General features: G+C 72.3%; 26 protein-coding genes and 1 tRNA gene. 18 read left to right on the forward strand and 9 right to left on the reverse strand.

From position 1 onward, the window contains the following. Positions 1–121: 121 nt before the first annotated feature. The 9 genes from AB0877_RS19145 to AB0877_RS19185 all read left to right on the forward strand — a co-directional run bounded on the left by AB0877_RS19145 (position 122) and on the right by AB0877_RS19185 (position 8,448). Entirely contained in the window at positions 122–853 is a 732-nt protein-coding gene (locus tag AB0877_RS19145; protein WP_366610313.1) for a hypothetical protein, read from the forward strand. 234 nt (positions 854–1,087) lie between these two features. Then, positions 1,088–1,774, forward strand: a complete 687-nt coding sequence (locus AB0877_RS19150; RefSeq protein WP_366610315.1) for a dienelactone hydrolase family protein — start codon at positions 1,088–1,090, stop codon at positions 1,772–1,774. Positions 1,775–1,793: 19 nt separating this feature from the next. Then, positions 1,794–2,507: a uracil-DNA glycosylase gene (locus tag AB0877_RS19155; RefSeq protein ID WP_366610317.1), complete on the forward strand. Its 714-nt coding sequence runs from the start codon at positions 1,794–1,796 to the stop codon at positions 2,505–2,507. Between the two features lie 22 nt (positions 2,508–2,529). After that, positions 2,530–3,315 carry a DUF4129 domain-containing protein gene (locus AB0877_RS19160; RefSeq protein WP_366610318.1) on the forward strand — a complete coding sequence of 262 codons (786 nt, stop codon included), beginning with the start codon at positions 2,530–2,532 and terminating at the stop codon, positions 3,313–3,315. Further along, positions 3,312–3,896, forward strand: coding sequence for a hypothetical protein (locus AB0877_RS19165; RefSeq protein WP_366610319.1), 585 nt, complete (start codon positions 3,312–3,314; stop codon positions 3,894–3,896). The genes AB0877_RS19160 and AB0877_RS19165 overlap by 4 nt, the downstream gene beginning before the upstream one ends. Then, positions 3,896–4,903 (forward strand): MoxR family ATPase, encoded by a 1,008-nt coding sequence (locus AB0877_RS19170; RefSeq protein WP_091394243.1) that lies wholly within the window; start codon positions 3,896–3,898, stop codon positions 4,901–4,903. Before AB0877_RS19165 ends, AB0877_RS19170 begins: the two co-directional genes overlap by 1 nt. Continuing rightward, positions 4,903–6,345, forward strand: a complete 1,443-nt coding sequence (locus AB0877_RS19175; RefSeq protein WP_366610321.1) for a DUF58 domain-containing protein — start codon at positions 4,903–4,905, stop codon at positions 6,343–6,345. Before AB0877_RS19170 ends, AB0877_RS19175 begins: the two co-directional genes overlap by 1 nt. A gap of 108 nt (positions 6,346–6,453) precedes the next feature. Next, the gene (locus tag AB0877_RS19180; RefSeq protein ID WP_366610323.1) at positions 6,454–7,014 is read left to right on the forward strand and encodes a hypothetical protein; all 561 of its coding nucleotides are present in this window, start codon (positions 6,454–6,456) and stop codon (positions 7,012–7,014) included. 102 nt (positions 7,015–7,116) lie between these two features. Next, positions 7,117–8,448 carry an NAD(P)/FAD-dependent oxidoreductase gene (locus tag AB0877_RS19185; RefSeq protein WP_357207102.1) on the forward strand — a complete coding sequence of 444 codons (1,332 nt, stop codon included), beginning with the start codon at positions 7,117–7,119 and terminating at the stop codon, positions 8,446–8,448. Positions 8,449–8,562: 114 nt separating this feature from the next. Here the strand turns inward: AB0877_RS19185 and AB0877_RS19190 are convergent, their stop codons facing one another. Then, positions 8,563–10,422, reverse strand: coding sequence for a hypothetical protein (locus AB0877_RS19190; protein ID WP_366610325.1), 1,860 nt, complete (start codon positions 10,420–10,422; stop codon positions 8,563–8,565). A gap of 101 nt (positions 10,423–10,523) precedes the next feature. Between AB0877_RS19190 and AB0877_RS19195 the strand changes: the two genes are divergently transcribed. The 4 genes from AB0877_RS19195 (at position 10,524) to AB0877_RS19210 (ending at position 12,838) form a co-directional block, all read left to right on the forward strand. After that, positions 10,524–10,604 (forward strand) — tRNA-Leu (locus tag AB0877_RS19195). 106 nt (positions 10,605–10,710) lie between these two features. Next, positions 10,711–11,526 (forward strand): Bax inhibitor-1/YccA family protein, encoded by an 816-nt coding sequence (locus AB0877_RS19200; protein ID WP_366610326.1) that lies wholly within the window; start codon positions 10,711–10,713, stop codon positions 11,524–11,526. 185 nt (positions 11,527–11,711) lie between these two features. Next, positions 11,712–12,470, forward strand: a complete 759-nt coding sequence (locus AB0877_RS19205) for a Bax inhibitor-1/YccA family protein (protein WP_366610327.1) — start codon at positions 11,712–11,714, stop codon at positions 12,468–12,470. 47 nt (positions 12,471–12,517) lie between these two features. Next, on the forward strand, positions 12,518–12,838 hold the full coding sequence (locus AB0877_RS19210; protein WP_366610328.1) for a hypothetical protein: 321 nt from the start codon (positions 12,518–12,520) through the stop codon (positions 12,836–12,838). Positions 12,839–12,850: 12 nt separating this feature from the next. On the opposite strand, the gene AB0877_RS19215 is transcribed toward AB0877_RS19210, so the two are convergent. From AB0877_RS19215 to AB0877_RS19225, 3 genes are all read right to left on the reverse strand, one after another. After that, on the reverse strand, positions 12,851–14,113 hold the full coding sequence (locus AB0877_RS19215; protein ID WP_366610329.1) for an acetyl-CoA C-acetyltransferase: 1,263 nt from the start codon (positions 14,111–14,113) through the stop codon (positions 12,851–12,853). A 66-nt stretch (positions 14,114–14,179) separates the two neighbouring features. Next, positions 14,180–14,992, reverse strand: coding sequence for an SGNH/GDSL hydrolase family protein (locus AB0877_RS19220; RefSeq protein WP_366610331.1), 813 nt, complete (start codon positions 14,990–14,992; stop codon positions 14,180–14,182). Next, a complete protein-coding gene (locus AB0877_RS19225) occupies positions 14,989–16,038 on the reverse strand; it encodes an SGNH/GDSL hydrolase family protein (RefSeq protein ID WP_366610332.1) in 1,050 nt (349 codons plus the stop codon). Before AB0877_RS19225 ends, AB0877_RS19220 begins: the two co-directional genes overlap by 4 nt. Before the next feature lie 150 nt (positions 16,039–16,188). Between AB0877_RS19225 and AB0877_RS19230 the strand changes: the two genes are divergently transcribed. Both AB0877_RS19230 and AB0877_RS19235 read left to right on the forward strand, forming a co-directional pair. Continuing rightward, positions 16,189–16,545 (forward strand): YkvA family protein, encoded by a 357-nt coding sequence (locus AB0877_RS19230; RefSeq protein ID WP_112582466.1) that lies wholly within the window; start codon positions 16,189–16,191, stop codon positions 16,543–16,545. A gap of 72 nt (positions 16,546–16,617) precedes the next feature. Beyond that, the gene (locus AB0877_RS19235) at positions 16,618–17,988 is read left to right on the forward strand and encodes a cystathionine beta-synthase (protein WP_366610618.1); all 1,371 of its coding nucleotides are present in this window, start codon (positions 16,618–16,620) and stop codon (positions 17,986–17,988) included. Between the two features lie 201 nt (positions 17,989–18,189). Here the strand turns inward: AB0877_RS19235 and AB0877_RS19240 are convergent, their stop codons facing one another. The 5 genes from AB0877_RS19240 to AB0877_RS19260 form a co-directional block, all read right to left on the reverse strand. Next, positions 18,190–18,699, reverse strand: coding sequence for a GNAT family N-acetyltransferase (locus AB0877_RS19240; RefSeq protein ID WP_366610333.1), 510 nt, complete (start codon positions 18,697–18,699; stop codon positions 18,190–18,192). Next, positions 18,696–19,625, reverse strand: coding sequence for a ribonuclease Z (locus AB0877_RS19245; protein WP_366610335.1), 930 nt, complete (start codon positions 19,623–19,625; stop codon positions 18,696–18,698). The genes AB0877_RS19240 and AB0877_RS19245 overlap by 4 nt, the downstream gene beginning before the upstream one ends. 351 nt (positions 19,626–19,976) lie before the next feature. After that, complete coding sequence (locus tag AB0877_RS19250; protein WP_366610337.1) at positions 19,977–20,570, reverse strand: hypothetical protein; 594 nt, start codon at positions 20,568–20,570, stop codon at positions 19,977–19,979. Positions 20,571–20,674: 104 nt separating this feature from the next. Continuing rightward, complete coding sequence (gene msrA, locus AB0877_RS19255) at positions 20,675–21,337, reverse strand: peptide-methionine (S)-S-oxide reductase MsrA (protein WP_366610339.1); 663 nt, start codon at positions 21,335–21,337, stop codon at positions 20,675–20,677. Between the two features lie 76 nt (positions 21,338–21,413). Beyond that, positions 21,414–21,836: an HIT family protein gene (locus AB0877_RS19260; RefSeq protein WP_366610341.1), complete on the reverse strand. Its 423-nt coding sequence runs from the start codon at positions 21,834–21,836 to the stop codon at positions 21,414–21,416. A gap of 141 nt (positions 21,837–21,977) precedes the next feature. On the opposite strand from AB0877_RS19260, the gene AB0877_RS19265 reads away from it, so the two are divergent. The 3 genes from AB0877_RS19265 to AB0877_RS19275 all read left to right on the forward strand — a co-directional run bounded on the left by AB0877_RS19265 (position 21,978) and on the right by AB0877_RS19275 (position 25,698). Next, the gene (locus tag AB0877_RS19265) at positions 21,978–23,021 is read left to right on the forward strand and encodes a hypothetical protein (RefSeq protein WP_366610342.1); all 1,044 of its coding nucleotides are present in this window, start codon (positions 21,978–21,980) and stop codon (positions 23,019–23,021) included. 111 nt (positions 23,022–23,132) lie between these two features. Then, complete coding sequence (locus AB0877_RS19270) at positions 23,133–24,275, forward strand: cystathionine gamma-synthase (RefSeq protein ID WP_355005630.1); 1,143 nt, start codon at positions 23,133–23,135, stop codon at positions 24,273–24,275. A 13-nt stretch (positions 24,276–24,288) separates the two neighbouring features. Then, positions 24,289–25,698, forward strand: a complete 1,410-nt coding sequence (locus AB0877_RS19275; RefSeq protein WP_366610344.1) for an amidase family protein — start codon at positions 24,289–24,291, stop codon at positions 25,696–25,698. Positions 25,699–25,740: the final 42 nt, after the last annotated feature.

Here is a 25,740-nt window from a genome sequence, read left to right on the forward strand (position 1 = left end):
TGAACTGGATCATGCGGGTGATGCTGGGAAATGGCTGAACGGACGAGGCGAGCGGGACGGCACCGGAAATCAATGATCGTTACGGTGTCGTCTGCTCATCAACCCCTCGGAAGGAACCCCCGTGCCAGAGCAGGTCGCACCGCCCCCCGCGCCCGACGCCGCACATCCTGAGCCGGCCGTCGAGACGCCGCAAGCGGCCGCGCCGCAGCCTGCCGTGCCCCAGCAGCGGTCGGTCGAGCCGGACCCGGCCGCCGCGACGCCCGAAGCCGCCGCGACGCCGCCAGCGGCCGCGACGCCGCCAGCGGCCGCGACGCCGCCTGTTGCCGGGACGCCCGAAGTGGCCGGGACGCCCCAGGCGGCCGCGACGCCGCAGCCGGCCGGTACGCCGGCGGCCGAGACCCCGCAGGCCGCCGAGATGTCGCAGGCCGCCGAGATGTCGCAGGCGACGGAGCCGAAGGCGGAGAAGTCCGGTGGGAAGAAGGTCCTCGGCATCGTCGGCGCGATCCTCGCCGTCGTCGTCATCGCCGGCCTGAAGTTCGGTGTCGCCTCGGCGATCGGCGACTTCTTCAACAAGGACGCGACGGCGGACGCCAAGACCGGCGACTGCATCGCCGAGCTGCCCGAGGTCACCGGCACCGAGCAGGAGGAGGTCGACGGCGCCAAGGTCGTGGCGTGCACCTCCACCGACGCGGCGTACAACGTGGTCGGTCGGGTGGACGGCCAGAGCGAGGCGCAGGCGAAGGCCGACACCACCTGCACCCAGTTCTTCAAGGAGGGCGAGGAGGGGTACATCTTCTCCAGCATCGAGCCGGGCAAGACGGGCTACGTGCTCTGCCTGACCAAGAAGGTCTGACGACAGCGGCAGCTCGGCATCGACGGCGGCGGGGGCGGACCTCGCCGCCGTCGGCGTACCCGGAGTCACCGGGGGCGAGCAGCCGTCGGCGTACCCGGAGTCACCGGGGGGCGAACAGGAGGTGAATGCCACTGTTCCGGCGTCTTCCGGAGGGCCGCGTGGCGTGGCAGGCTACCGGCACGTAGGACCACTGGGCGACCAGCCAACGATGACTGACCGCTAGGAGGACGGCCCATGGGCGAAATGGTGAGCTACCGCAGCAACGGGGGCGCGAGCGAGGGGTATCTCGCGATACCCGCCAGCGGCACGGCCAGCCCCGCCGTCATCGTCATTCAGGAATGGTGGGGTCTGGTCCCGCACATCCGGTCGGTGGCGGACCGGTTCGCCGAGGCCGGGTTCGTCGCCCTCGCCCCGGACTTCTACCACGGTGAGACGACCAGTGAGCCGGACGAGGCGCAGCGGCTCCTGCTGGGGATGCGCATGGACGAGGCGGCGAAGGACATCGCCGGAGCGGCCGACTATCTCGCCGGGCGGCCCGAGGTCACCGGTAAGGTCGGTGCCGTGGGCTTCTGCGCTGGTGGCAGCCTGGCTCTCTGGTCGGCCACCATCTCCGAGCGGATCGTCGCGACCGCCGGTTTCTATCCCGTGCTTCCCTGGGAGTCGATGCGTCCCGACTGGGCCGACTACGCCGGCAAGGCGGCTGTCATCCACTGCTCCGAAGAGGACGGCACCTCGGCCACCGAGGGCGTACAGGCCGCCCGGCGGGCCATCGAGGAGGCCGGCGGCGACTGCCACCTCTACGACTACCCGGGCACCTCGCACGCCTTCTTCAACGACGACCGGCCGGAGGCGTTCGACCAGCGCGCCGCTGCCAGCGCCTGGGCCCGCACCCTGGAACTCTTCCGGGCCAAGCTTGGCTGAGACGCGTACCCCCGCACAGGTGGTCGCCCGCGCAGCGCGGGCGACCGACCTGGCCGACCTCGACGCGGCGGTGAGCGACTGCTTCGCCTGCCCGCGGCTGGTGCGGTGGCGGGAGGAGGTCGCCAGCACCCGCCGGGCCGCCTTCCGCGACCAGGAGTACTGGGGTCGACCGGTGCCGGGCTTCGGCACCGCTGACGCCCGGATCGCCATCCTCGGGCTCGCGCCCGCCGCGCACGGTGGCAACCGCACCGGCCGGATCTTCACCGGTGACCGCTCGGGTGACGTGCTGTTCGCCGCGCTGCACCGGGCCGGGCTGGCCAACCAGCCGACCAGCGTCGCCGCCGACGACGGGCTCACAGTGCGCGACCTGCGGATCTTCTCGGCCGTCCGGTGTGCGCCTCCGGACAACAAGCCGACCCCACCGGAACGGGACACCTGCGCGCCGTGGCTGCACCGCGAGGTCACGTTGATCCGGCCCACGCTGCGGGTCGTGGTCGCGCTGGGCGCGTTCGCCTGGGCCGCGTGGTGGCCGGTGCTCCGCGCGGTGTACGGGCAGCGCCCGCCCAGCCCGCGACCGGCGTTCGGTCATGGGGCACACTGGTCCGGCACGAACGCTCCGGACTTGCTCGGCTGTTACCACGTCAGTCAGCAGAACACTTTCACCGGGCGGTTGACACCAGAGATGTTGGACGATGTCTTCGGCCAGGCCAAACAGCTGGCCGGAGTGGACTGAGGCGACGCGTGGGGTGGTGGCGATGACAGACGGAACACGCCCGCCCACACCGGTACCGCCCGCCGAGCCAGGTGTGTTGCGGCCGGTGCTCGGCCTGTTCCGCCGGTGGTGGCCGATCGGCGCGGTCGCCGCCCTGCTCGCCGGTGCCGCGCTGGCGTCCGCCCACTCGTCGATCGGGGCCAGTCGCATTCCGCCGGCCGCGGACAACGTGCCCTGGGTTCCCGAGTATCCGACCGCCGAGCCGTCGCCGTCCATCCCGATCGAGCCCCGCGACGCCGGCGAGGCCACCCAGGCGCACATCCCGCAGTGGGTCGGCACCGTGGCTGTGGTCCTGCTCGGGTTGGCCATCCTCGCCGCGCTCGGCTATCTCAGCTGGGTCCTGATCCGGGGAGTGCTGCGCCGCACCACCCGGGCACTACCCGCGCAGCGGGCCCGCCGTACCGCCGAGGGCACCGCCCGTGAGGTGGTCGCCGCCCTCGACGCCGGTCTGGTGGAGCTCGACGACCGGGACACCGACCCCCGGGTGGCGGTGATCGCCTGCTGGGTGCGCCTGGAGGAGACCGCCGCCGCAGCCGGTGTGCCGAGGCTCGCCGGGGACACCCCCACCGACCTGGTCAGCCGCCTGTTGCAGGGTGACCCGGCGGCGGGCGTGCCGGCCATCGCCAGCACCGACGTGCTGGCCGAGTTCGCGCACGTCTACCGGGAGGCCCGCTACGCCACCCACCCGGTCGGCGAACGCACCCGGGACCAGGCCCGCGCCGCGCTCGGTCGGCTGCGCGGAGAGCTCACCGCGGCGGTGACCTCATGAGCAGCACCAGCATCGACGATCTGCTCGCGTTCGAGGAGGAGGCCGCGCCGGTCGGTCCGCAGGCGCGCCCGTCCCGGTGGCGTCCGGTGCTGCGTTCGCTCGCGTGGGCCGCCGCGGTGGTCGCGGTCCTGCTGGTCGGCCTCCGCGCGGTGGGCCTCCAGGTCTCGCTTCCCGTACTGGTCGCCGGGGTGCTCGCCGTGCTGGCGGTCCGCCGGGTCACCGCCCTGCTCGCGCCGCCACCCCCGTCGCCGCCGGCTCGCCGGGCCGGCGCGGGCGAGGAGGACGGCAGCTACAACTGGGACGCCCGGGACGCGCTGCGTGGCGCCGTCAACCAGTGGGAACGGCCCCTGGACTGGTCCTCGAACCGAACCGAGCGTTTCACCGAGGTGGTCCTGCCCCGCATCGGTGAACTGGCCGACGAGCGGATGCGGCTGAAACACGGCGTCACCCGTGAGTCGGATCCCGCCCGCGCCCGCGTCCTGCTGGGTGACCGCCTGTGGACGTTCCTGGAGACCCCGCCTCGCCGCACCCCGTCGCCGCGCGACCTCGCGGTGATCGTCGCCGAACTGGAGAGCATCTGATGAACGACGTGGACCGGAGCATTGCCCCCGCCGAGGTCGGGCACCTGGCTCGGGCGGTCCTGGACGCGGTCGGCACCGTCGTGGTCGGCAAGCGGGACGCGTTGGAGCTGGTCCTCGCCGGCATCCTCGCGGGCGGGCACGTGCTCCTGGAGGACCTGCCAGGGCTCGGCAAGACACTCACCGCCCGCTCGTTCGCCCAGGCTCTCGGGTTGGACTTCCGCCGGTTGCAGTTCACTCCCGACCTGCTCCCCGCGGACGTCACCGGCTCCTTCCTGTACGACCAGCGCAACGGTGACTTCACCTTCCGGGCCGGCCCGGTCTTCACCAACCTGCTCCTCGCCGACGAGATCAACCGGACGCCGCCGAAGACCCAGTCCGCGCTGCTGGAGGCGATGCAGGAGAAGCAGGTGTCGGTCGAGGGTGTGACCTACAAGCTCGACGAGCCGTTCCACGTGCTGGCCACCGCCAACCCCATCGAGTACGAGGGCACCTACCCGCTGCCGGAGGCGCAGCTGGACCGGTTCCTGCTGCGGGTCTCGTTCGGTTACCCGCAGCACGAGGAGGAATGGGAGGTGCTGCGCCGCCGGATGAGCCGCCGCCGGGAGGAGGCGGACATCAAGGCGGTGGTCGACGCGGCGACGCTGCGGGCCATGCAGGCCGCCCTGGAGGACGTGGTCGTGGAGGACTCCATCGGCCGCTACATCGTGTCGCTCACCGCGGCCACCCGGGAGCACCCGTCGGTGCTGGTCGGCGCCTCACCTCGTGGTTCGCTGGCGCTGCTGCTGCTGGCCCGGGTCCGCGCGGTGTTCGGCGGACGGGACTACGTGGTGCCGGAGGACGTCAAGTCGGTGGCGGCCCCCGCCCTGGCCCACCGGATCACCCTGCGCCCGGAGATGTGGTTGCGCCGGGTCGACCCGGCGTTCGTGGTGGGCGAGGTGCTGGAGGCGACTCCCGCCCCGGCCAGTGGCGCGCTGCCCAGCTACGCCGCCGGCGGGCCCCGGCACTGATGACCGGACCGACAGTGCCGACGGCCACCGAGGCGGAACCGGCTGCCGGCTGGGCACCCACCCCGGCGCTCGGCCGCGCGGTGCTGCTCGCCGGCCTGCTGCTGGTGGCCGGGGTGCTGCTGGGCCGGGTGGACCTCATCGTGCTCGCCGCCCCGTTCGCGTTGGGCACCGCGTACGCGCTGCGTCGACGACCCACTGCGCTGCCACAGGTGTGGATCACTCAGGGTGATGGTGGGCCGCTTGTCGAGGGCGGTGACGTGGCCGCGGCGGTGACCGTCGGCAACCCGGACACCGTCGACTACGACCTGGTGGTGACGCGTACCCGCGTGTCGCAGTGGCTGCGGATCGACCGGGCCGGCTTCGGCCGCGACGAGGCCGCCGACGACGGGGAGTCGAGCGTCACCCCGGGAACCGGTGCGACGGCGCCGGGCGACGGCGGGCGGCGATCCGTCGCGGACCGACCGTTCGTGACGTCGGTGCCGAGCGGCGCGGCAGTCGACCTGGAGCTGGCCGGCAAGGCCCTGCGCTGGGGCCGGCACCCGGTCGGCCCCGCCGGTGCCCGAGTCGCCACGGCCGGCGGTCTGCTGGTCTCCCGGGCGGTGATCACCGAGCCGGTACGGGTGCGGGTCTACCCCCGTACCGAGCCGTTCGAGGCGGTCGAGGCGATGCCCCGGGCCGCCGGCCTGGTCGGCGCGCACCACTCTCGCCGACCCGGAGAGGGCGGCGAACTCGCCGGCGTACGCGTCTTCGCTCCCGGTGACCGGCTGCGCCGGGTCGACTGGCGGGTCTCGTTGCGGGCCCGGCAGCTGCACGTGGCCGCCACCCTCTCCGACCGGGACGCGGAGGTGGTGGTGTTGCTCGACGTGCTCGCCGAGGCGGGCCGCTCCGGTGGGGCTGACGGTGCCGCCTCGGTGTTGGACACCACGGTCCGGGCCACCGCCGCGATCGCCGAGCACTACCTGCACCGTGGTGACCGGGTCTCGCTGCTGGAGTACGGGCCGTCCGCCCGCCGGCTCCGGCCGGCCGCCGGGCGGCGGCAGTACCTGACCGTCCTGGAGTGGTTGCTCGACGTCCGGGTCCACGCGTCCGCACACGAACCGTACGACCAGGTCTTCGGCCCGCAGTTGCTCTCCTCGGACGCGTTGGTGGTGGTGCTCACCCCGCTGCTGGACGAACGGTCGGCGCAGATGCTCGCCCGGTTGGCCCGTGGTGGGCGGTTCGTGGTGGCGGTCGACACGTTGCCGACCGACCTGGCGTCGCCGAAGGACCGGGGTTGGGCCGAGGTGGCGTACCGGCTGTGGCGCCTGGACCGGGAGACCATGATCGGGCAGCTCCGGGAGCACGGCGTACCGGTGGTGCGCTGGGCCGGTGCCGGCAGCCTGGACCAGGTGTTGCGGGACGTGGCCAGGTTGGCGACGGCCCCGAGGGTGGGTGGCCGGTGAGCGCGAGGAGTGAGCTTGCGAGCCCCGCAGTCGCGAACGGAAGGCGGGTGCGGTGAGCGCGAGGAGTGAGCTTGCGAGCCCCGCAGTCGCGAACGGAAGGCGGGTGCGGTGAGCGCTCTGGTGGAGCGGGTTCGGGCGGCGCAGTACGCCGTCGCTCGCGTCAGCGTGGCCCCGCTGCTGGTGCGGGCGGGGATCTTCGTCATCGTGTTTGCCGGGTTCGCGCTGGCGTTTCCCGCGGAGGTGCTGTCCGGCCGGCCGATCTTCTTCCTGGCGGTGGCCGCCCTGTTGCCCGCGTTCGGGCCGCGCAAGGTCTGGATGACCTTCACGGCGTTGGTCACGGTGGCCGGCTGGCTGCTCGCCACCGACGGGTACGGCCGTCCGGTCGCCCTCTGGCGGCTGCTCGCCGTCGCGGCCCTGCTCTACCTGGGTCACACCCTCTGCGCGCTGGCCGCGTTGTTGCCCTACGACGCGATGGTGGACCCCGAGTTGATCACCCGGTGGTTGGTGCGGTCGTCGGCCGTGCTGTTGGGTTCCGCTGTGCTCGGCGTGCTGTTGTTGCAGGCGACGGGGACGGGTGGGGGTGCCGGTCACCAGTGGGTGACAGTGCTGGGGCTGCTGGTGGCGGTGGGGACGGCAGTGTTGCTGGGCTGGCTGTTGCGGCGTCGGTGACCACTGCGATCCGAGGGTTACGCAGGTCACATGGGTTGTGCTCCGTCACAGATGGGGGCCGCGAGCGGGATTACCTGAGCCGGCCGGGGAAAGATAGACAACGTGAATCCGAAGCGGATCCTTGTGGTTGGTGCCGGGCACGTCGGTCTGTACGCGGCGCTGCGCCTGTCGAAGAAGCTCAGCTCCCGTGAGGCTGAGGTCATGGTGGTTGACCCCCAACCCCACATGACCTATCAGCCGTTCCTGCCCGAGGCGGCGGCGGGCAACATCTCCCCGCGGCACTCCGTGGTGCCGCTGCGACGGGAGTTGCGCCGGTGCAAGATGGTGGCCGGCACGGTCACGCGGATCGAGCACGACCGCAAGGTGGCCACCGTGCAGCCGATCAGCGGCCCGGCCCGGGAGATCACCTACGACCACGTGATCGTGGCCCCGGGTTCGGTCTCCCGCACCCTGCCGATCCCTGGCCTGCACGAACAGGGCATCGGGTTCAAGACCATCGGCGAGGCGATCTACCTGCGTAACCACGTGCTGGATCGGCTCGACGTGGCGGCCGCCACGCCGGATCCGGACGTCCGCCGTTCGGCGCTGACCTTCACCTTCGTCGGCGGTGGGTACGCCGGCATCGAGGCGCTCGCCGAGATGGAGGACATGGCTCGCGACGCCCTGCGGTACTACCCGGAGCTCAAGCAGGACGAGGTCCGCTGGGTCCTGGTCGAGGCCACCCAGCGGGTGCTGCCCGAGGTCGACCGGGACATGGGCGCGTACACCGTGCAGCAGTTGATGAAGCGCAACATGGACATCCGGCTGGACACCCGCCTGGAGTCCTGCGTCGACGGGGTGGTGAAGCTCTCCGACGGTGACAGCTTCCGCTCCGACACCATCGTCTGGACCGCCGGCGTGAAGCCGTCGCCGATGCTGGACTCGACCGACTTCCCGCGCGACGACCGTCGACGGATCACCTGCCTGCCCACGCTCCAGGTGGTCGACGGTGACCGGGTGCTCGAGGGCGCCTGGAGCGCCGGGGACTGCGCCGCCGTGCCGGACCTGACCAAGGAGCCGGGCAACTTCTGCTCGCCGAGCGCTCAGCACGCGGTGCGCCAGGCCGCCCGGATGGCCGACAACATCGCGGCCGTGATCCGGGGTCGCGAGCCGGTGAACTACAAGCACAAGCACGTCGGCAGTGTGGCGAGCCTCGGCCTGCACAAGGGCGTGGCCCAGGTGTACGGGATCAAGATGACCGGTTGGCCGGCCTGGGTGATGCACCGGACGTACCACATGAGCCGGATCCCGTCGTTCAACCGGAAGGTCCGCGTGGTGGTGGACTGGTCGTTGGCGTTCTTCCTCAAGCGCGAGGTGGTCGCCCTGGGCCAGTTGCACGACCCGCGCGAGGAGTTCGTCGAGGCCTCCCAGCCGGTCGGCGCGCCCCGCGTCTAGCCGCGGTCCGTCCCAACCACACCCCGTCGATCTTGCACTTTCGGATGCCTTGATACGCCTTTTGGCGCGTCTTGTCCCAACAGAAAGTGCAAGATCGACGGGGTTTTGGTTGGTCTAGACCCGCCACGTCCAGGCGTCGGCTATGCGGGTGGGCGGGCCGTAGAGGCTCTCCAGGGTTTTCCGTAGGGCGTCCGCGTGCGGGGTCTCGTCGGTGAGCGCGACGCAGGAGGCGCCCCAGAAGTCCGCGTCGCGGACGGCCTGGCGGCGCTGCTCGTCGCCGATGGCCGGTTGGTCACCGCGGCGGGCGACATCCGCCAGGAGCGCGGAGGTGGGCTGCTTGAAGGTGCCCATCGCCGCGCCGCCGCCCCTCCCGTAGGGGCCGATGAAGAAGCCTTCCGGCAGCCCGAAACCGGCGTCGGCGGCGGTCGCCCAGCGCATCGGCCAGGGCTCCTTCGGGGTGGGCAGTGGCACCGGGACCAGCACCCCGCCCGGCGGTACGCACTGCCGCCAGTGGCCGCCGCTGACGAACTCCGGCACGGCGGGTCGTCCGGCGGTCGGCAGGGGGGTCGGGAAGATCGGCAGCAGCGCCGCGCCGACGGCCAGCGGCACCAGCCGCCGCGCCTGGCCGGAGCTGCGCAGGGCCCGGTCCACCGCGAGCACCAGCAGCGTCGCGACGAGCGGCAGCAACGCCAGCGCGAACCGCATCGGCAACGCCCCGTCCACCAACGGCAGCCCTCCGATCAGGGCGTACGGGCCGGGGATCGCCGTCCTGGTGCCGCCGAGCACCACCTCCGGGCCGAGCGAGAGCGCCCCCATCACCAGGCCCGCCACGACGCAGGCGAAGACCAGCCGGCGCCGCCCGGCCCAGATCGCGCTCACCGCGGCGACCAGCAGCAGTGGCCAGCCGAGGAACGTGTTGTACTCGGCGGGCCCGGTGGTCAGCCGGGCGGATTCGTCGCTGCCGGCCACCGACAGTGGGGAGAGCGCCCACCAACTGCTCAGGTCGGCGGAGAAGTAGGCGGGGGTGAACATCCCGTTGGCGACTCCCTGCGGCCCGGCGAACTGGAACCACAGCGGATAGCCGAGCACCAGCAGGGCGAGCCCGGCGGCGATCGCCAACCCGCCGGCGAACCCGGGAAGCGCCCGGCGGGCCAGGTCCCGGTCCGCCACGGCGTAGCTGATCGCCATCGCCAGCAGCGTGATCGCGGCGAGGAAGAGCACTTCCTCGCCGATGAAGACCTGCGCGCTGACCGCGCCGGCCAGCCCCGCGGCCGAGGTGAACAGTCGCCGGCGGTCCGGCCCGGCGGCTCGGACACTGCCGGCTTCGTTAGCGATGCCGGGCCCCGGGTCGGCCGCCCGCAACAGCCGGACCACCAGCCAGACGATCACCGGCACCAGCCACTGGGCGGTCATGTGCAGGTGGCTGTTCGTCTGCGACACCATGCCGGGTCCGAATCCGCACAGCCCCCCGCCGAGTGCGGCGGCCAGCCGGCGGACGCCCAGCGTCCGGTGGAACAGCAGGTACCAGGCGAGTGCGGTGCCGGCCAGGTTGCCGGCGGCGAGCAGCGCGAAGGTGACCGGCGCGCCGAGCAGCAGGGTGACCGGCGAGAAGACGACGCCGAGGGCGATCACGGTGGTGTTGGCCATCAGGTTCACACCATCGGGAGCGTTGAGCCGGTCGGTGAGCAGGTCGAAGTCGCCGAGCAGCGCGCGGGCGTCCACCGCCAGGAACCACTCGTAGAGAGCCTGGTCCTCCGGGTTGAGCGCCAGGATGCGCCCGCCCGGGTCGGGCCACAGCCCGTGGGTGAGCCAGCCGGCCAGCACCGCGAAGATCACAGCGGCCAGCAAATCCGCCCGATGGCGGCGGACGGCGGCCAGCAGCCGGGTGGCCCGGGGTCGGCGATTGGCCCGATCGGCGAGGCGGAATGCCTGCTCAGGGGCGGCGTCGGGGGCCGTGGGGGCTGCGCTGCTCACGGCATCGACCCTAATGTGGCCAGCCCGTCGGGGTACGCCGGGTCGCCGTAGACCGGCTACGGTGACACTGCACCAGGCGTGTCGGCGCGCCGGTGCCACTCGCCCGGGTGGTGGAAAGGCAGACACGGCCGCCTTAAAAGCGGCTGCCGAAAGGCGTGCGGGTTCGACCCCCGCCCCGGGCACCGGTCGACTCACACATTCTCATTCGTGATCTCCAGGACTTGGCTCTGCCGTTTACTCTTGGAGGGCACGTTCACGTGCAAACGACCCCCTGAGGGAGGCCAGACAGTGAAGACCTCGAACCCGGTGCTCGCCCGGCTCGGCCAAGCGGCCGAGCGGGAGCGCTCCGCCGGGTACGCCCCGGCCGGGCCGTACGGACAGCCCGGCATTCCCCAGCAGTACCCGTCCCAGGCCGACTACCCGGCCGCGCCACCCACCGTGGCGCCGATGACCCTCGACGACGTGGTCGTCAAGACGGTCGCTCTGCTCGGCATCCTCGGCATCACCGCCGCGGCCGCCTGGGTGCTCGTGCCCGACGCGCTGGTCGGTACCGCCTGGATCGGCGCGGCAGTCGTCGGTCTGGTGCTCGGCTTGATCATTTCGTTCTCCCGGATGGCCAACCCGGCGCTCGTGATCGCGTACGCGGTCGTCGAGGGTGTTTTCGTCGGCATGGTCAGCAAGGCGTTCGAGACGGCCTACGACGGCATCGTGCTCCAGGCCGCCGCGGCCAGCTTCGGCATCTTCTTCCTGATGGCGATGCTCTACCGGGCGAAGGTCATCCGGGCCACCCCGGCCTTCGTCAAGGGCATGATCGCCGTGATGGTCGGCCTCTTCGCGGTCATGATGATCAACCTGGTGCTGGCGCTGTTCGGCGTCAACACCGGTCTGCGTGACGGCAGCCCGCTGGCCATCGGCTTCAGCCTGGTCTGCATCGTGGTCGCCTCGCTGAGCTTCGTGCTCAGCTTCAAGGAGATCGAGGACGGCGTCCGGATGGGCCTGCCCCAGCGCTACTCCTGGACGGCCGCCTTCGGCATCCTGGTCAGCCTGGTCTGGCTCTACATCGAGATCCTGCGGCTGCTGAGCTACTTCCAGGGCGACGACTGACCTCGTCCGCACTGCCGACCGGCGCCCGTCCCCACTCCGGTGGGGGCGGGCGCCGTCGTCCGCGCCGTTTGCCCGCCGCCGCCGGTCCGCCCGGGGCAGAGTGACTGCGAGGGCAGGTGTCAAAGCCTCGGCCGGTCGGGGCCTTTGACACACGCCCTGGGGGTACGTGGGCTGAGGAGGCGGCGGTGCGCAGCAACAACCCGGTGCTCAACCGGCTGGACGAAACCGGCCGGGTGGAGGCTCGGGTGCTCGGCGCCCGGGACGTCGAGCCGATGACCGTCGACGACGTGGTGGTCCGTACCGTCGGGTTGCTGCTGGTGACCGGCGCGGCCGCGGCGGTGTCCTGGGCGGTGATCCCCGACGCGGTGTGGCTGGGCGCGGCGCTGGCCGGCAGCGCGCTCGCCTCGATCGCGCTGGTCCTGGTCATCTCGTTGCGGGGGATCACCAACCCGGTGCCGATCGTCGGCTACGCCATCCTGCAGGGGCTGCTGCTGGGGGTGGCGAGCCGTACCTTCGAGCAGGTCTATCCGGGCATCGTGGTGCAGGCGGTGGCCGGCACCTTCGGTGTCTTCCTCGGCATGGCGGCGCTCTACCGGGCCCGAGTGATCCGGGCGACGCCCCGCCTGGCCCGCCTGGTGATCGGCACCCTGCTCGGTATCGCCGTGCTGAGCGTGGTCAACCTGGTGTCGTACCTGATCACCGGGCGGTCTGGCCTGGCGGTCTACAGCGTCAGCGGACAGGTCGGCTGGCTGCCGTACGCCTTCTCGGTGGTGGCCATCATCGCCGGGGCGTTCAGCTTCATCCTCGACTTCGACCTCGTCGAGCGTTCGGTGCGCGACGGCCGGGCCCGCCGGTACGCGTGGCTGAGCGCGTTCGGCCTACTCACCGGTCTGGTCTTCCTCTACTGGCAGTTGCTGCGACTGCTCAGTTACCTACGCCGCTGACCGGCCCGACCCGGACGCGGACGGTGTCGGCCGTAGACTCGGCGGCGATGAGCGCAGCGGAGTTGGACAAGGCCGTGCAGTTGCTGGTCCGTCAGATCGCGCACTGGCAGCAGCCCCGGTGGGCGGCGGTCGCGACCGCCGGCAACGTGTCCCGCGCCGACCTGGTGCACCGCCTGGTGCAGGAGGTCGCCAACCTGGCCGCCGACGCCGAGGGGCAGCCCCGTCGGGTGGTGCCCCGGCTCGACAACGATCTGGCCCTGCCCGATCAGCTGCGGGTGGTCGCGGCGGACCTGCTGGCCGCCCACCCGGGGCCCGAGGCGCTGGCCCGGGCCGCCGCCGAGGTGACGGCGACCCGCAGCGCGCTCTGAGGGCAGCTCGGCTCAGCTGAGCCGTTCCAGCACCATGGCCATGCCCTGGCCACCGCCCACGCACATGGTCTCCAGGCCGATGGTCTTGTCGTGCCACTCCAGTGCGTTGAGCAGGGTGCCGGTGATCCGGGCACCGGTCATGCCGAACGGGTGGCCGACCGCGATGGCCCCACCCATCACGTTCAGCTTCTCCTCCGGAATGCCCAACTCGCGGTAGGAGGGGATGACCTGCGCGGCGAACGCCTCGTTGATCTCGACGAGGTCGACGTCGTCGATGGTCATGCCGGCTCGGCGCAGCGCCTGCCGGGACGCCTCGACCGGCCCGAGTCCCATGATCTCCGGCGACAGGGCGGTCACGCCGGTCGACACGATCCGGGCCAACGGGGTGAGCCCGAGTTCCTCGGCCCGCTGGGCGCTCATCACCACCACGGCGGCAGCGCCGTCGTTGAGCGGGCAGCAGTTGCCGGCGGTGATCCGACCGTCCGGGCGGAACACCGGCTTCAGCCCGCCGACCGCGTCGAGGGTCACGCCGGCCCGGGGCCCGTCGTCGGTGCTCACCACTGTGCCGTCCGCCGTGGTGACCGGGGTGATCTCCCGGGCCCAGAAACCGTCGGTGATCGCCTTCTCGGCGAGGTTCTGGCTGCGTACGCCGAACTCGTCCATGTCGGCGCGGGTGACGTCGTACACCTGGGCCAGGTTCTCCGCGGTCTGCCCCATGGACAGGTAGATGTCGGGCAGCTCCCCGGCCTCACGCGGGTCGGTCCACACCTCGGCGTCGCCCTGCGCGCGGCGCTTCGAGCGCTCCGCGGCCGTCCCGAAGCGGGGGTTCTCCCAGCGGCCGCCGACCAGGGCCTGCGCCTCGGGGGGCAGCCCGTCGGAGCTGCCCCGGGCGTAGCGGGAAACCATCTCCACCCCGGCGGAGACGAACACGTCGCCCTCGCCGGCCCGGATGGCGTGCATCGCCATCCGGGTGGTCTGCAACGAGGACGCGCAGTAGCGGGTCAGCGTGGCGCCGGGCACAGTGTCCAGACCGAGGAGGGTGGACACCACCCGGGCCATGTTGAAGCCCTGCTCTCCGCCGGGCAGGCCGCACCCGAGGTAGAGGTCGTCGATCGTGGTCGGATCGAGGGCGGGGATCTTGTCCAGCGCGGCCTGGACGATGGTCGCGGCGAGGTCGTCGGAGCGGACGTCGCGCAGGGAACCCTTGTGCGCCCGACCGATGGGGGAGCGGGCGGTGGCGACGATGACGGCGTCGCGGGACGACTCAATCGGCATGGACCAACGTTAACCGCCGGTAACATGGCGCGGAAGAAGCCGGCGCGGCGGGAAATGTCACCCCGGCTAGCGCCGGGTCGTGGCCGCCGCCGCGGCGACGATGGCGGGCAGCAGCGCGTGCGCCCACACCCGGTAGCCGTCGGCGGAGGGGTGGAAGCCGTCCTGGCAGAGCGTCCCGGCGTCGGCCCGGAACACCGGCCCGGTCTCGGTGGCCAGGTCGACCACCGAGCCGCCCGCCTCCAGCACGGCAGTGGTCTGGGCACGGGCCACCCGACGCCCGGACCAGCCGACCACCTGGCGCAGCGGAGGCGCGATGGCACGCACCGCCCCGAGGTCGGGGCAGGTGCCCACGACCACCTCGACGCGCGCCTCGCGCAGGCGGTGCACCGCGGCACCGAGATAGGCCGCCGCGTCGGAGGGCCGGCGCAGCCCGGTGGCGTCGTTCGCGCCGATCAGGATCAACGCCACGTCGGGCCGCTCGCCGAGCAGGGCCCGGGCCACCTGGGTGGCGAGGTCCGTCGAGCGGGACCCGGAGACGCCGACGCTGGACAGGTGCACCCGACGGCCGGCCGGGCCCTCGGCCAGCAGGTTGGCCAACTGCCCGCCGATGGTGTCCTCCAGACGGTCGACACCGACGCCCAGTGCCGACGAGTCGCCCAGCAACACCAGCCGCAGCGGGGCAGCGCCCGCCCGGCCGATCGTGGCGCGCAGGGCAAGGCCGAACTCCGGCTCGGCGTAGCGTCGGTGCCGGGCGATGAACGCCTCGCCTGCGAGGACGGCGGCGCCCCCGACAGTGCCGGCGAACAGCGAGATCGCCGCCGCCCGACCCAGTCGGCCGGCGAGGCCGGAGGTCACGCTCCGCGCGCTGCGCTCGTTCATGCCAGTCCCTCCACTGTCGAGGTGTCCGAGGCGGACCCGTGCTGCGGCACCGCGCCGACACCGAAGAACGCCCGTCGGCGCAGCTGCGCCCACCGGCCGGCCGGCCCCCGATCGCGGCCTCGCACCTGGACGCCGCTGACCTCCGTGCCGGCGTGTCGGGCCGCCTCCTGCGCGGCCCTCGGCAGCGACCGTACGCCGTCCCCGCGCGTCGGTGTGACCCGTCGTTCCGGGGTCGCGCCGAGGGCGGAGAGCATCGTCGGCAGGAGCGCCGCGGCGGCCATCGCGTACCCCTCGGCGGAGGGATGGAACCGGTCCCAGGCGAACATCCGGGTCGGCTCGGCCGCGAACCGGGGGCCGAGCAGGTCACCGAGGGAGACCGTCCACCCGCCCGCCTCGACCACGGCCACCGTCTGGGCGGCCGCGAGCTGGCGGCTCCAGCGGTGCGCCAGCCAGCGCAGAGGAGGCTGGATCGGGCGGATCGCACCCAGGTCGGGGCAGGTGCCGACGACCACCTCACACCCCGCGTCCCGCAGGGTGTGCACCGCCTCGACCAGGTAGCGCACCGCCAGGCCGCGCGGGGTGCGGTTGGTGATGTCGTTGCCGCCGATGAGGATCACCGCGATGTCGGGTCGGCACTCCAGCGCCGCCTCCACCTGGTGGCGCAGCGCCGCCGAGATGGCGCCGACCACCGCGAAGCGGTGCAGTTGCACCGGCCGGTGCAGTCGACGGGACAGACCGGTGGCCAGCAGCGCCCCGGGCGTCTCACGACGGCGGTGCACCCCGTAGCCGGCCGCCGACGAGTCACCGAGCACGACCATGGTGAGCGCCGGGCCGGGGAACTTCGCGCCGTACATCCCGTCGCAGCGGGGCGGCGGTGCCTCGGCCATCGGGATGGTCCGTCGCGCCTGGCGGGCCTGGCCAACCAGCACCCCACCGGTCGCCACCACGGCCGCCGCTGTGGCGCCCGTCCCGATGGCCGCCAGCAGGGCGACGCGCCTGGCCTGCCGCCAGCGCTCATCGGGTACGACGAAACCTGCCACCCCCATATCTCGACATTATCGCGCTGGCCCGACACACCGCTGTCGTCGTGACGGCACCCGGGTGCCTGGAAACCGACGCGACGGGGTACCAGGGTTCCGGAGGCCGGCCGACTTGCGCCGACCCGCCACGCTGATCCGGCGGAGAGGAGCGCGACGATGGGTAAGACACTGAAGCGCAGCGCGGCGTTCACGGCCCTGGCGCGGGCCCTGGCGGCCGGGGCGCGCAACGGGCCGTCGATCGGCACGCGGTTGGCGGCGCTGCCCCGGATGATCAGGGCCACCACCAAGGGGGAGTACGACGGCGGCCTTCGGCTGGCCCTGATGACCGCGGCGACGGCGTACATCGTCTCGCCGATCGACCTGCTCCCGGAGATCCCGCTGGCGATCTTCGGGCTGGCCGACGACGCGGTGATGGTCACCTGGTTGGCTGGCAGCGTGCTCGCCGAGACCGACCGGTTCCTCGAGTGGGAGGCCCGCCGCAGCTCGGTCATCCCCGGGGGGTTGGTGCCCTGACGACACGTACGCTGGGCGGTGAGCAATAGTCTTCCGGCCGCCCACCGCCGGCGCCGCAACGAAGGGCACACCGTGCAGTACTACGACAACGTCGTCGACATGATCGGAAACACCCCGCTGGTGCGTCTGCGTAACGTCACCGAGGGCATCCAGGCCACCGTGCTGGCCAAGGTGGAGTACGTCAACCCGGGCGGCTCGGTGAAGGACCGGATCGCGCTGCGGATGGTGGAGGACGCCGAGGCCGCCGGCCTGCTCAAGCCCGGTGGCACCATCGTCGAGCCGACCAGCGGCAACACGGGTGTCGGGTTGGCCCTGGTGGCCCAGCTCAAGGGTTACCGGTGCGTCTTCGTCTGCCCCGACAAGGTCAGCCAGGACAAGCAGGACGTGCTTCGCGCGTACGGCGCGGAGGTGGTGGTCTGCCCGACCGCCGTCGCGCCGGAGGACCCGCGCTCGTACTACAACGTCTCGGACCGGCTGACCCGGGAGATCCCCGGCGCCTGGAAGCCCAACCAGTACAGCAACCCGGCCAACCCGCGCTCGCACTACGAGACGACCGGTCCGGAGCTGTGGAAGCAGACCGACGGCGAACTCACCCACTTCGTGGCCGGCGTCGGCACCGGCGGCACCATCTCCGGCATCGGCCGGTACCTCAAGGAGGCGTCCGAGGGTCGGGTGCGCGTCGTCGGGGCCGACCCGGAGGGCTCGGTCTACTCCGGTGGCACCGGTCGTCCGTACCTCGTGGAGGGCGTCGGCGAGGACTTCTGGCCGGAGACGTACGACCGGGGTGTCGCCGACGAGATCGTGGAGGTCTCCGACAAGGCGTCCTTCGAGATGACCCGGCGGCTGGCCCGCGAGGAGGGGCTGCTGGTCGGCGGTTCCTGCGGCATGGCGGTGGTCGCCGCCCTGGAGGTCGCCCGCCGGGCCGGCCCGGACGACGTGGTGGTGGTGCTGCTGCCCGACGGTGGTCGCGGCTACCTCTCCAAGATCTTCAACGACTCGTGGATGGCCCGGTACGGCTTCCTCGACAACTCGGGGGCGGAGCCGACGGTGGCCGACGCGCTGGCCAGCAAGCCGGGCGGCCTGCCCGAGCTGGTGCACGTGCACCCGACCGAGACCGTCCGCGACGCGATCGACTACATGCGCGAGTACGGCGTCTCGCAACTGCCGGTGCTCAAGGCCGAGCCACCCGTGGTGACCGGTGAGGTCGCCGGCTCGATCGCCGAGCGGGACCTGCTCGACGCGCTGTTCACCGGCCAGGCCCACCTGCACGACACGATCGAGCGGCACATGGGCGACCCGCTGCCGATGATCGGCGGTGGTCAGCCGGTGAGCGAGGCGGTGGGCATGTTGGAGAAGTCCGACGCCGCGCTGGTCCTGGTCGACGGCAAGCCCAAGGGCGTCCTGACCCGCCAAGACCTCCTCGCCCACCTAGGAGCCCACTAACCCCCCAGCCCCGCCCCTCGCCCCAGCCCCGCCCTCGCCCCGCCCCTCGCCCCCGCCCCCGCCCCTCGCCCCGTCGATCTTGCACTTACTGTCGCCCGAACGCGGTTCTTGTCAGGTTTTGTCCCGACAGAAAGTGCAAGATCGGCGCGGGCTTAGGGGCGAGCGCGGGGGCGGGGGCGGGGCGGGGCGAGGGCGTGGGGGTTAGAGGGGGCGGGTGTAGCGGATTTGGGGGGTTGGGGCGGTGCCTATGTGTTCTTCGCGCTCGGCGCCGGTGGGGGTCCAGCCGCCGCGTTCGTAGAAGGAGCGGGCGTGGGCGTTGTCCCGCAGCACCCAGAGCACGGCACGCCGCCAACCCTGCGTCCGCATGGCGTCCAGGGCGTCCACCATCAGGGTGCGACCGACACCGCGGCCCTGCTCGGCCGGGTCGAGATGGATCGCGTTGAGCAGCCCGGTGGCGGGGTCGTCCTCGTCGTCCGGGCCCAGGTGGCTGAACCCGACCAGCGCCCCGGCCCGTTCGGCCACCGTCATCCGGTGGGTGTCCCGCTCCCAGATCCACCGCTCGACCCAGTACCGCCCCATCGCCTCCGGTGTGGGTTCGGCCAGCGCCTCGGCCGGTACGAAGGCGGAGTACGCGGCGACCCGGGAGCGCTGGTGCAGGGCACCCACCGCCATCAGGTCACCTTCGGTCGCGGGGCGGAGCGTGACGGTCACCCGGCCGAGGCTACCCGGCGGGGCGGAACCTGCACCGTGGTCAGATCCTCGGCGATGATCAGTTCGCCGTCGAAGTGCGCGCGCGCCTCGTCGTGGAACCGGCGCGGGTCGGGATAGCGCTGGGAGAAGTGGGTGAGCACGAGCCGGCGTACCCCGGACTCGGTCGCCACCCGGGCGGCCTGCGCCGCGGTCAGGTGGCCGACCTCGGCGGCGAGCGCGGCCTCCGACTCCAGGAACGTCGACTCGATGACCAGCAGGTCGGCGCGCTCGGCGAGGGCGTACACCCCGTCGCAGAGGCCGGTGTCCATCACGAACGCGAACCGCTGCCCCGGCCGGGGCACGCCCACATCGGCCCGGGTGACGCGGCGTCCGTCGAGGTCCAGGTGCCCGACGCGGATCAGCTCGCCGACGGCCGGCCCCGCGATGCCGTACGCGGCCAGCTTCTCCGGCAGCATCCGGTGCCCGTCCGGCTCGACCAGCCGGTACCCGTACGTCTCGATGGGGTGCCGTAGCCGGCGTGCCTCCAGCGTGCCGCAGCGCAGGTCGATCCGCTGCCCGTCCGCCTCGATGGGCTCGACCCGCAGCTCGGCGGTCTCGTAGAACGAGGTCGCGTGCCGCAGCCGGGCGAAGTATTCGGCGCCGCCGGCGGGGAAGTGCACGGCGACCGGGTGCGGCACCCGGTCCAGGGAGAGCCGCTGGATGGTGCCGGGCAGGCCCAGGCAGTGGTCCCCGTGGAAGTGGGTGACGCAGATCCGGGTCAGGTCGGTGGCGGTGACGGTGGTGTGCAGGAGTTGGCGCTGGCTGCCCTCACCCGGGTCGAAGAGGATCACCTCGTCGTCCCAGCGCAACACGTACCCGTTGTGGTTGCGCTGACGGGTCGGCGCCTGGCTGGCCGTCCCCAGCACCACCAGCTCGCGCATGGACATCGCCACTCCCGCGGATATGGAGCGACCCCCGGGGCGCTCCGCGCATGTGCGCGGGCCGGCTGGACTTGGCCGGCACCCCGGGGGTCGGGTGGCTGTCGTGGATTCGCCGCACCGCTGCCACACGGTCTCGACGATGGTGCTTGTGCCCGCCTTGCGGCAGGCCGATCACTGTCGAGGACAGCGGCTAGCTGACAGCCACCTCACGAGTCCGATTGCTATACAAGTCTGGACCACCTCCTTTCACGTGTACGGCCACGTTATCGAGTTCTCGTCGGGCTCGGCAACGGATTTCGATCACAGGGCCGAACGGGAATGCCCGGACACCTCCGAAGGTGGCCGAACGACGGTGACTCAGGTGGCGAAGGTCGGGTCGGCGTACCCCATCGCCCTCATCTTCGCGGCGGTGAAGACGATCAGGATCTCGTCGCCCGGGATCAACACGTCGTCCACCTGGGGAAACCGTGGCATGCCGGCGACGAACCACACCGGCCCCGCGTCGAAGTCCAGCCGGAGGGCGGTCGGAAGGCGCACGTCACGCGGCGGGGCGACCACCTCGCCGTCCCACCGCGTGGCGGGCCCGAACGTGAGCGTGTCCCACCGGATCGTCGCGGCCCGGATCGGTTGGCCCAGGAAGGCGTCCCAGCGCGAATCGGCTGCCGGCCCGGCCCGCTGCGACTCGTCCTCATCGAGGTGGCGGGCGATGGGCTCCAGGAACACGTCGACGCCGTACGGGTGGAACGTCGCGTCCCAGGTGATCGTCACCGGGCCGGCCACGGTGGCCAGCTCGACCCCCAGGACGGCGCGGTGCCAGTCGCCGTAGTCCCAGTCCGGGTCGGGGCCGCTGGTGTGCAGGTCCCAGTAGTCGACGGCGAGCACCCGACGGCCTCGCAGGGCGTCGATTCGGCGCTCGAAGGCGGCCCGGACATCGGCCTGCTCGTTGGTCACGGCGGTCATGGTCCCGGGTGGCCCGTCGCTCCGCAACGGATCGGGGCCGTACAGCCGTCGGGGCGCGGCGAATCGCTCGCGCCCCGACAGGTGGTTCGTGGTGGTCAGCCCCCGACACGGGCCACGCCGACCGGGCAGCTCAGCCCGTTCGGGCCGTGGTTGCAGTACCCGTTCGGGTTCTTGGTCGGCGCCAGGTACTGCTGGTGGTAGTCCTCGGCGAAGTAGTAGCTGCCGAGCGGGGCGATCTCGGTGGTGATCGCGCCCTTGCCGGCCCGCGTCACGATCGGCTGGAACGCGTCGCGGGACGACTCCGCGATGGTCCGCTGCTCGTCGGTGGTCGTGTAGATCGCCGAGCGGTACTGGGTGCCCACGTCGTTGCCCTGGCGCATGCCCTGGGTCGGGTCGTGGTTCTCCCAGAAGACCTTCAGCAGATCCTCGTAGTTGATCTTGCTGGGGTCGTACACCACCTGGACGACCTCGGCGTGCCCGGTCCGGCCGGAACACGTCTCCTCGTACGTCGGGTTCTTGGTGATGCCACCCGCGTAACCGGCGGAGGTGGTGTAGACGCCGGGCAGCGTCCAGAACAGCCGCTCGGCACCCCAGAAACAGCCCATGCCGAAGACCGCGACCTGGAGACCCTCAGGGAACGGGCCCTGCAACGGGGTGCCCAGCACCTCGTGGCGGTCGGCGACCGGCATGGCGATCGGACGGCCCGGCAGGGCCTGGTCGGGCGAGACCATTTCGGCGTTCATACGGCGCAAAAACACGGTGGGGATCTCCTCTCGTACCTCTCCCAGCGTGTAACACCGGAGGGTCCAGCTTCCTTACCCGCGTGACAGTCGGTCAGGCCCCGCTCGGGAGCGCTGCCGCGATCCGGTCCGCGTACGTCTGGGCCTCGGTGTCGTCGTCGTACCGGGTGCGCGGCCAGAAGAAGCCCCGCAAACCGTCGCCCTTGGTACGCGGAACCACGTGGGTGTGCAGGTGGGGCACCGATTGGGACACCTTGTTGTTCATCGCCACGAACGTCCCACCGGCGCCGAGAGCGGTCTCGACCGCCACCGCCAGCCGTTGCACCATGGCGAAGTAGGCGGGCAGCAGGTCGGCCGGCAACTCCGCCAGGGTCACCAGGTGCGGCCGGGGCACCACCAGGACGTGCCCCTTGAACACCGGGCGGGTGTCCAGGAACGCCACCCCGTCCGGGGTGTCGGCCACCCGGAACGCCGGCACCTCGCCCGTCACGATCCCGCAGAACACGCAACCGCTCATCGGGTCAGGCTATGCCGGCGGCCTCGCGGGTCACGGCGCCCCCCACGCCAGAACCGACTGTGATAGTCATCTACGTGAATGAATGAGTGCCTGGCGATCCCGGCCGTCGGCGTCCGCGTCGACGCTCTGAGAGGACGAAGCTTGCAGATCAGAAGAGGTCTCACCCTGGCGTTGGCGGCGCTGACCGCCGGGCTGCTCACCGGCACGGCCCCGGGCCCCGCCCAGGCGGCCGCCGCGCAGACCGCCACCCCACTGCCGCTGAACACGGTGGCCGACGTGGTGTCGGCCGGTGACCGGGTCTTCGTCAGCGGTGGCAGCTCCGCCACCGAAGTCGTGGTGACCAGCGCGGCGGGCGCCGTGGTCGGCACGCTGTCGGGCCTGCCCGGCCCCACCGACCTGCTGCTCAGCGCCGACCGGCGGACCCTCTACGTGGCGCTGCCCACCGCCAACGCCATCGCCGCCTTCGACACCGGCTCACTGGTCGAGTCGGCCCGCTACGACACCGGCGCGGGCGAGTGCCCGTCGTCGCTGGCGTTGACCGGCCGGTACCTGTGGTTCGGCTACGGCTGTGACCAGTGGGGTGGCAACATCGGCCAGATCGACCTGGGACGGCAGCCGGCCCGGGTGACGACGGGGATGGCCACCACCCAGGACTTCTACGGCGCTCCGCTGCTGGCCGCCGCCAGCCAGAACCGATCGGTGCTGCTGGCCGGGCAGGTCTCGTTGAGCCCGGCGTCGGTCTACGCGTACGCGCTCGGAGCCGGGGGAACGCTGACCCTGCTGCGGGCCAACGAGTGGACGGTTGTCGGCAGCAACCTGCGGGACATCGCCCTCGACCCGACCGGCACCACCCTCTACACGGCGGCCGGCGCCCCGTACGAGGTGCAGGCGTTCCCGTTCGCCGACATCACCACCCCCTCGGCGATCTTCCCCACCGGCCCCTACCCGGCCGCCGTCGAGCCGTCCCGCGACGGGACCAGGGTCGCCGCGGCGGCGGACACCTCGTACCTGTTCGTCTATCAGCCGGACGGCACCGAACTGACCCGGTTCGTGCTGGGCGGCGGTGAGCTGGCCCCGGGTGGGCTGGCCTGGTCGCCGAACGGCGCACGGCTCTACGCGCTCTCCTACGACTGGGCCGGGCGGAACCCGGCGACACTGCACGTCCTGCCCGTACCGGCCGGCTGACCGACCGTCGGCCGCTGGCTGGCACGTGGGGGCCGGGCCGGAAGGTCCGGCCCCCAGCGGGAGCGCGGGTTCCGTTCCAGCCCTCTCCGACGGGGCACTAGCCTCACCAGAATGAGTCACGGCTTCGAGACGCTCGCCATCCACGCCGGTCAGGACCCCGAGGCCCGCACCGGCGCGGTGATACCACCGATCTACCAGACCAGCACGTACGCCCAGGACGCCGTCGGCGCACCTCGCCTCGGGTACGAGTACAGCCGCTCCGGCAACCCGACCCGTGACGCGCTCCAGGAGTGCCTGGCGGCGCTGGAGGGCGGGCCAGTCGGGCTCGCCTTCGCCAGCGGCCTCGCGGCGGAGGACACCCTGCTGCGGGCCGTGTGCCAGCCCGGTGACCACGTGGTGATCCCGGACGACGCGTACGGCGGCACGTACCGGCTCTTCGCCCGGGTCGCGCAGCGCTGGGGCCTGGAGTTCAGCCCGGCCAAGGTCTCCGACCCGGACGCGGTCCGGGCGGCGGTGCAGCCCGGCCGTACGAAGATCGTCTGGGTGGAGACGCCGACCAACCCGCTGCTCGGCATCGCCGACATCGCCGCCCTGGCCGCCGTGGCGCACGACGCGGGCGCCCTGCTGGTGGTGGACAACACCTTCGCCTCGCCCTACCTGCAGCAGCCGATCGCCTTCGGCGCGGACGTGGTGGTGCACTCCACCACCAAGTACGTCGGCGGGCACTCCGACGTGGTCGGTGGCGCCCTCGTCGTCGCCGACGCCGGACTCGGCGAGGAGTTGCGCTACCACCAGAACGCGATGGGCGCGATCAACGGCCCGTTCGACGCCTGGCTCACCCTGCGCGGCATCAAGACCCTCGGGGTACGCATGGATCGGCACTGCGACAACGCCGAGCGGCTCGCCGCGTACCTCGACGGTCACGCCAAGGTCGCCCAGGTGCTCTATCCAGGGCTGCCCTCGCACCCCGGTCACGAGGTGGCCGCCAAGCAGATGCGCCGGTTCGGCGGCATGATCTCGTTCCGCGCCGCCGGTGGTGAGGACCACGCCGTCGAGATCTGCAACCGGGCCAAGCTCTTCGTGCTCGCCGAGTCGCTGGGTGGCGTGGAGTCCCTGATCGAGCACCCGGGTCGGATGACACACGCAAGTGCTGCCGGCTCGCCGCTTGAAGTTCCCGGCGATCTCGTGCGACTGTCTGTCGGCATCGAGACGGTCGACGACCTACTCGCCGATCTGGAGCAGGCACTGGGCTGACCGCTGGGGAAGGATGGCCGTGCAGGACATCATGGCGACCTGGGTCGGAGCGACCGCCAAGCAGATCGCCCGGGGCGTACGCCGAGGTGACGTCTCGGCGACCCAGGTCGTCGCCGACCACCTCGAGTACATCTCCCGAGCCGACCGTGAGCTGGCCGCGTTCCGCGCCGTTCGCGGCGGTGAGGCGATCACCGAGGCGGAGAAGGTCGACGAGCAGGAGGACCTGGCCAACCTGCCGCTGGCCGGGGTTCCGGTGGCGGTCAAGGAGAACACCCCGGTCGCCGGCCTGCCCACCTGGAACGGGTCGGCCGCCGCCCGCACCGACGTGGCGGAGGCCGACCACGAGGTGGTGCGCCGGCTGCGCGGCGCCGGTGCGGTGATCCTCGGCGTGACCCGAATGCCGGAGCTGGGGCTGTGGGCGCTGACCGACGACGACAGCGCGGTGACCCGTAACCCGTGGGACAGCACGCGTACCCCCGGTGGGTCCTCCGGTGGTGCCGCCGCCGCGGTCGCGGCCGGGCTGGTGCCGATGGCGCACGCCAACGACGGCCTCGGCTCGATCCGGATTCCGGCGGCCTGCTGCGGACTCGTCGGGCTCAAGCCGGGTCGGGGTGTGGTCCCGTGCCAGCTCGGGGCGGACGACTGGTTCGGCCTCACCGAACACGGCATGTTGACCAGCACGGTCGCCGACGCGGCGGTGGGCTTCTCGGTGCTCGCCGGCCGGCGTCCGGAAAAGCTGGTGCCCCCGCAGCGGCTGCGGGTGGGTGTCTCGCTGCGCTCCCCGGTGCGCGGTGTCGCACCGGACGCGCCCAACCGGGACGCGGTCGCCGCCGCCGGTCGGCTCCTCGCCGCCGCCGGGCACGACACCGTGCCGGCCGATCCGGTCTACCCGACCGCGCTCGGCCTGCAGGGCATCGCCACCTGGCTCGCCGCTGCCGCGACCGACGTTCGGGCCTCCGGTCTGGACCGGCGTGGGCTGCAACGGCGTACCCGGCGACACGTCGCGCTCGGCGAGTGGGCGCAGCGTCGCGGCTACGTGCGGGAGGCGGACCGGGCCGCCTGGCGGCAACGGTCGGTCGACTTCTTCACCGACCACTCGGTCGACCTGCTCCTCACCCCGGCGCTGGCCAGCCCGCCACCGGAGGCGGCCCGCTGGTCGGAGCGGTCCTGGCGGGCGAACATGACAGCCAACATCCGGTACGCCCCGTACGCCGCACCCTGGAACATCGCCGGCCTGCCGGCGGTCGTCGTGCCGGTCGGACGCCGCCCCGACGGCCTGCCGGTCGCCGTGCAGCTGGTCGGCCCGCCCGGTTCGGAGCTGCTGCTGCTCGGTGTGGCCGGGCAGTTCGAGATGGCCGCCCCGTGGACGCGCCACGCCCCCGGTTATCCCCGCGTCGAGACGGGGTCGACGGCCACCGCGTGACCGTCTCCCGCACGTCTCGCACCGGTGTCGCCGCCGGGTGCC

This window comes from Micromonospora sp. NPDC047644 (assembly GCF_040704315.1).
Taxonomy (GTDB): domain Bacteria; phylum Actinomycetota; class Actinomycetes; order Mycobacteriales; family Micromonosporaceae; genus Micromonospora.

Excerpts from the sequence above, each read along its gene's own strand:
- AB0877_RS19150 (WP_366610315.1), top strand. The coding sequence starts at position 1,088 with ATGGGCGAAATGGTGAGCTACCGCAGCAACGGGGGCGCGAGCGAGGGG.
- AB0877_RS19160 (WP_366610318.1), top strand. The coding sequence starts at position 2,530 with ATGACAGACGGAACACGCCCGCCCACACCGGTACCGCCCGCCGAGCCA.
- AB0877_RS19165 (WP_366610319.1), top strand. The coding sequence starts at position 3,312 with ATGAGCAGCACCAGCATCGACGATCTGCTCGCGTTCGAGGAGGAGGCC.
- AB0877_RS19170 (WP_091394243.1), top strand. The coding sequence starts at position 3,896 with ATGAACGACGTGGACCGGAGCATTGCCCCCGCCGAGGTCGGGCACCTG.
- AB0877_RS19175 (WP_366610321.1), top strand. The coding sequence starts at position 4,903 with ATGACCGGACCGACAGTGCCGACGGCCACCGAGGCGGAACCGGCTGCC.
- AB0877_RS19210 (WP_366610328.1), top strand. The coding sequence starts at position 12,518 with ATGAGCGCAGCGGAGTTGGACAAGGCCGTGCAGTTGCTGGTCCGTCAG.
- AB0877_RS19215 (WP_366610329.1), bottom strand. The coding sequence starts at position 14,113 with ATGCCGATTGAGTCGTCCCGCGACGCCGTCATCGTCGCCACCGCCCGC.
- AB0877_RS19220 (WP_366610331.1), bottom strand. The coding sequence starts at position 14,992 with ATGAACGAGCGCAGCGCGCGGAGCGTGACCTCCGGCCTCGCCGGCCGA.
- AB0877_RS19225 (WP_366610332.1), bottom strand. The coding sequence starts at position 16,038 with ATGGGGGTGGCAGGTTTCGTCGTACCCGATGAGCGCTGGCGGCAGGCC.
- AB0877_RS19230 (WP_112582466.1), top strand. The coding sequence starts at position 16,189 with ATGGGTAAGACACTGAAGCGCAGCGCGGCGTTCACGGCCCTGGCGCGG.
- AB0877_RS19245 (WP_366610335.1), bottom strand. The coding sequence starts at position 19,625 with ATGTCCATGCGCGAGCTGGTGGTGCTGGGGACGGCCAGCCAGGCGCCG.
- AB0877_RS19260 (WP_366610341.1), bottom strand. The coding sequence starts at position 21,836 with ATGAGCGGTTGCGTGTTCTGCGGGATCGTGACGGGCGAGGTGCCGGCG.
- AB0877_RS19270 (WP_355005630.1), top strand. The coding sequence starts at position 23,133 with ATGAGTCACGGCTTCGAGACGCTCGCCATCCACGCCGGTCAGGACCCC.
- AB0877_RS19275 (WP_366610344.1), top strand. The coding sequence starts at position 24,289 with ATGGCCGTGCAGGACATCATGGCGACCTGGGTCGGAGCGACCGCCAAG.